General features: G+C 62.2%; 4 protein-coding genes. 1 reads left to right on the plus strand and 3 read right to left on the minus strand.

The window, feature by feature from the left end; genetic code table 11:
• Positions 1–109: 109 nt before the first annotated feature.
• The gene (locus AAEZ08_RS22580; protein WP_102821050.1) at positions 110–544 is read right to left on the minus strand and encodes a CopD family protein; all 435 of its coding nucleotides are present in this window, start codon (positions 542–544) and stop codon (positions 110–112) included.
• Positions 545–660: 116 nt separating this feature from the next.
• On the opposite strand from AAEZ08_RS22580, the gene radA reads away from it, so the two are divergent.
• The gene (gene radA, locus AAEZ08_RS22585) at positions 661–2022 is read left to right on the plus strand and encodes a DNA repair protein RadA (protein WP_003281607.1); all 1362 of its coding nucleotides are present in this window, start codon (positions 661–663) and stop codon (positions 2020–2022) included.
• Between the two features lie 3 nt (positions 2023–2025).
• On the opposite strand, the gene AAEZ08_RS22590 is transcribed toward radA, so the two are convergent.
• Together AAEZ08_RS22590 and AAEZ08_RS22595 are read right to left on the minus strand one after the other, a co-directional pair.
• Positions 2026–2394: a PilZ domain-containing protein gene (locus AAEZ08_RS22590; RefSeq protein WP_003281609.1), complete on the minus strand. Its 369-nt coding sequence runs from the start codon at positions 2392–2394 to the stop codon at positions 2026–2028.
• Positions 2395–2451: 57 nt separating this feature from the next.
• A complete protein-coding gene (locus tag AAEZ08_RS22595) occupies positions 2452–2913 on the minus strand; it encodes a methyltransferase family protein (RefSeq protein WP_003281611.1) in 462 nt (153 codons plus the stop codon).
• Between the last annotated feature and the right edge of the window lie 187 nt (positions 2914–3100).

Raw genomic sequence — 3100 nt, forward strand, 5'->3', positions numbered from 1 at the left:
AACATCAAAAACACCAACGCCCCGAACCAGTCGGGGCGTTGGATTTGCCTATCTTCAGTGCGTTTTCACACGCTCTGATGCATGCGCGGGCTTCTTTCTGTCTAACCCGCTAGAACAAGCCACCGAAACGGAACCCCGAGCCGACCCAGACGAAGGCAATGGCCGTCAGGGTGATCAGCACGATATGCAGGCCCAGTTGCGGCAAGCGCTGCGCATCCAGCTTCGGGATCAGCGCCAATCGAGCGTGAACCCCGAGCAGCGCAGTCGCGCCGAGCAGTACCAGCTTGGCCTGTACCAGGTGAGCCATGGGAGATGAATCGAACCACTGGGCGTGCGGCAACCACAGGCTGGCAAGCCAGAACCCGCTGACGATCTGCACCAGCAGCGCAGGAATCCCGACGCGCTCGTAAAGTTGTTCGAACTGGCGTACCGGCTGGACATCGCGACGCCGCAGCGCACCCGGCAGCACACTGAATAGCAGTACCAGATGCCCGCCCACCCAGACACTGGCGCCTAGCAGGTGCAGAAACAACAGATGTCGCATGGCGCTCACTCCTGTTCGATTTGTTTACAGTCTGGGCGCTCCCTCGCCGCTTGTGGCTGATGACGATCAAGTCAGCCGTTATCATGCGACACCACTTACCCGACCCGGAGTTTCCCATGGCCAAGGCCAAGCGCATGTATGGCTGCACCGAATGCGGCTCGACCTTTCCGAAATGGGCCGGCCAGTGCGGTGATTGCGGTGCCTGGAACACACTGGTGGAAACCATCATCGAGGGCGCGGCACCACCCTCCGGCCGCGCAGGCTGGGCAGGCGAGCAGGCCAACATCCGGACCTTGGCCGAAGTCAGCGTCGAAGAAGTACCGCGCTTTTCCACCGCTTCCGGCGAGCTGGACCGCGTACTCGGCGGGGGGCTAGTGGACGGATCGGTGGTGCTGATCGGCGGTGATCCAGGCATCGGCAAGTCGACCATCTTGCTGCAGACGCTTTGCGCCATCGCCCAGCAATACCCGGCGCTCTACGTGACCGGCGAGGAATCCCAGCAGCAGGTGGCCATGCGTGCGCGCCGCCTTGACCTGCCGCAGGACAAGCTCAAGGTGATGACCGAGACCTGCATCGAATCAATCATCGCCACCGCGCGACTGGAAAAGCCCAAGGTGATGGTGATCGACTCGATCCAGACCATCTTCACCGAGCAGCTGCAATCGGCGCCGGGAGGTGTCGCCCAAGTGCGCGAGAGCGCCGCGCTGCTGGTTCGCTTCGCCAAGCAGAGCGGCACGGCCATCTTCCTGGTCGGCCACGTCACCAAGGAAGGCGCCCTCGCCGGCCCGCGCGTGCTCGAACACATGGTCGACACGGTGCTGTATTTCGAGGGTGAATCGGATGGCCGCCTGCGCCTGCTGCGTGCGGTGAAGAACCGCTTCGGTGCGGTCAATGAGCTGGGCGTGTTCGGCATGACCGACAAGGGCCTGAAGGAAGTCACCAACCCCTCGGCGATCTTCCTCACCCGCGCCCAGGAAGCGGTGCCCGGCAGTGTGGTCATGGCGACCTGGGAAGGGACCCGGCCAATGCTGGTGGAGGTGCAGGCACTGGTCGACACCAGTCACCTGGCCAACCCGCGCCGTGTCACCCTGGGCCTGGACCAGAACCGCCTGGCCATGCTGCTTGCTGTGCTGCACCGCCATGGCAGCATTCCGACCTATGACCAGGACGTGTTCATCAACGTGGTCGGTGGCGTGAAGGTACTGGAAACCGCGGCGGACCTGGCCCTGATGGCCGCAGTCATTTCCAGTCTGCGCAATCGGCCACTGGATACCGATCTGCTGGTGTTCGGTGAGGTGGGGCTGTCCGGCGAAATCCGCCCGGTGCCAAGCGGCCAGGAACGGCTGAAGGAAGCCGCCAAACACGGCTTCAAGCGCGCCATCGTCCCCAAGGGCAATGCGCCGAAGGAGGCGCCTGCCGGTTTGCAGATCATCGCCGTGACGCGTCTGGAGCAGGCGCTCGACGCATTGTTCGAGTGATCGCTACTCGCCGCCAAGTGCGGCCAGCTCGCGCTCCAGCAGTGCTTCGTCGCCCAAGTTGAGCTCGACCAGGCGCCGCAGGTGGGCAATTGAGTCGAGATCGATGTGCTGGCAGACGAAACCGATCAGATCGCCCTCTTCGTGGGCCATCGCCACCTCCATGCGTACCTCGGCATCGTCGGCCAGGCGCACCTGGGCTGCGAACGGTTGCGACGCATCGGCATCCCAGCCGTCGGGGCGACGAACCAGCAGGCCTTTCAGCGACAAATCATGCAGCTCGACCGGCCAGCGACGGTCGCCCTGGACCAGCTCGGTGGCAGCATCGAACTCGATGCGCTGGAAGCGCCTGCGATCACTTGGGGTATCACTCATCGAAATCACTCCGCGAAGTCTGGTTTCACTATAGGACAAGAACACTCGACAGCGACGTCACAACCAGCGGCGGACTCGCCCACAGTAACGGCGATAGTCATCACCGAACAGCTGCGTAAGCAGGCGCTCTTCATGCACGATTACACCACGCTGCATGCTGATGACCACGGCCGGCAGCAGCAGCCACGGCCACAGCGATCCCCACAGCAGAGCGATGCCGCAGTAGATCAGACTGTCCGCCAGATAGATCGGGTTGCGCGAGATACGGAACGGCCCCTCTTCCAACAGCCTTGCGGGCTTGCCATAAGGGTTGACTGTTGTTTTGCGCCAGAGCATCAGCAATCCGGCCCAGAGCATCAGCAATACGCCGGCATCGATCAGCCCCCAACCGATGTAATGGGTCCAGAGGTTCTGCGGTAGCGCGATGGGTATAAGCCACTCAAGCAACCACGCGGCTGCGAGGAACAACACATAGATGACGGGCGGAGGCAAAATCACGCCGGTGGCACGCTTGAACATGAAAAGAACTCCAGAAGAGCAGATGATCGCAGTCTAGCGCGGCAACCCGAACCCGCGATGGCCGAGATCAAGAAGGGGCGTTTCCGGCACCAGATAGCAGAAAGCCCGCTTTCCAGACTGTGTGAAAACCTAGCAGTCTGAGTGCAAGGTGAAGACAATGCCTCTATCGGTCGATAGGGGCATTGTC

The organism is Pseudomonas sp. E45-MNA-CIBAN-0222 (assembly GCF_040310405.1).
Classification (GTDB): Bacteria; Pseudomonadota; Gammaproteobacteria; order Pseudomonadales; family Pseudomonadaceae; genus Stutzerimonas; species Stutzerimonas stutzeri_AC.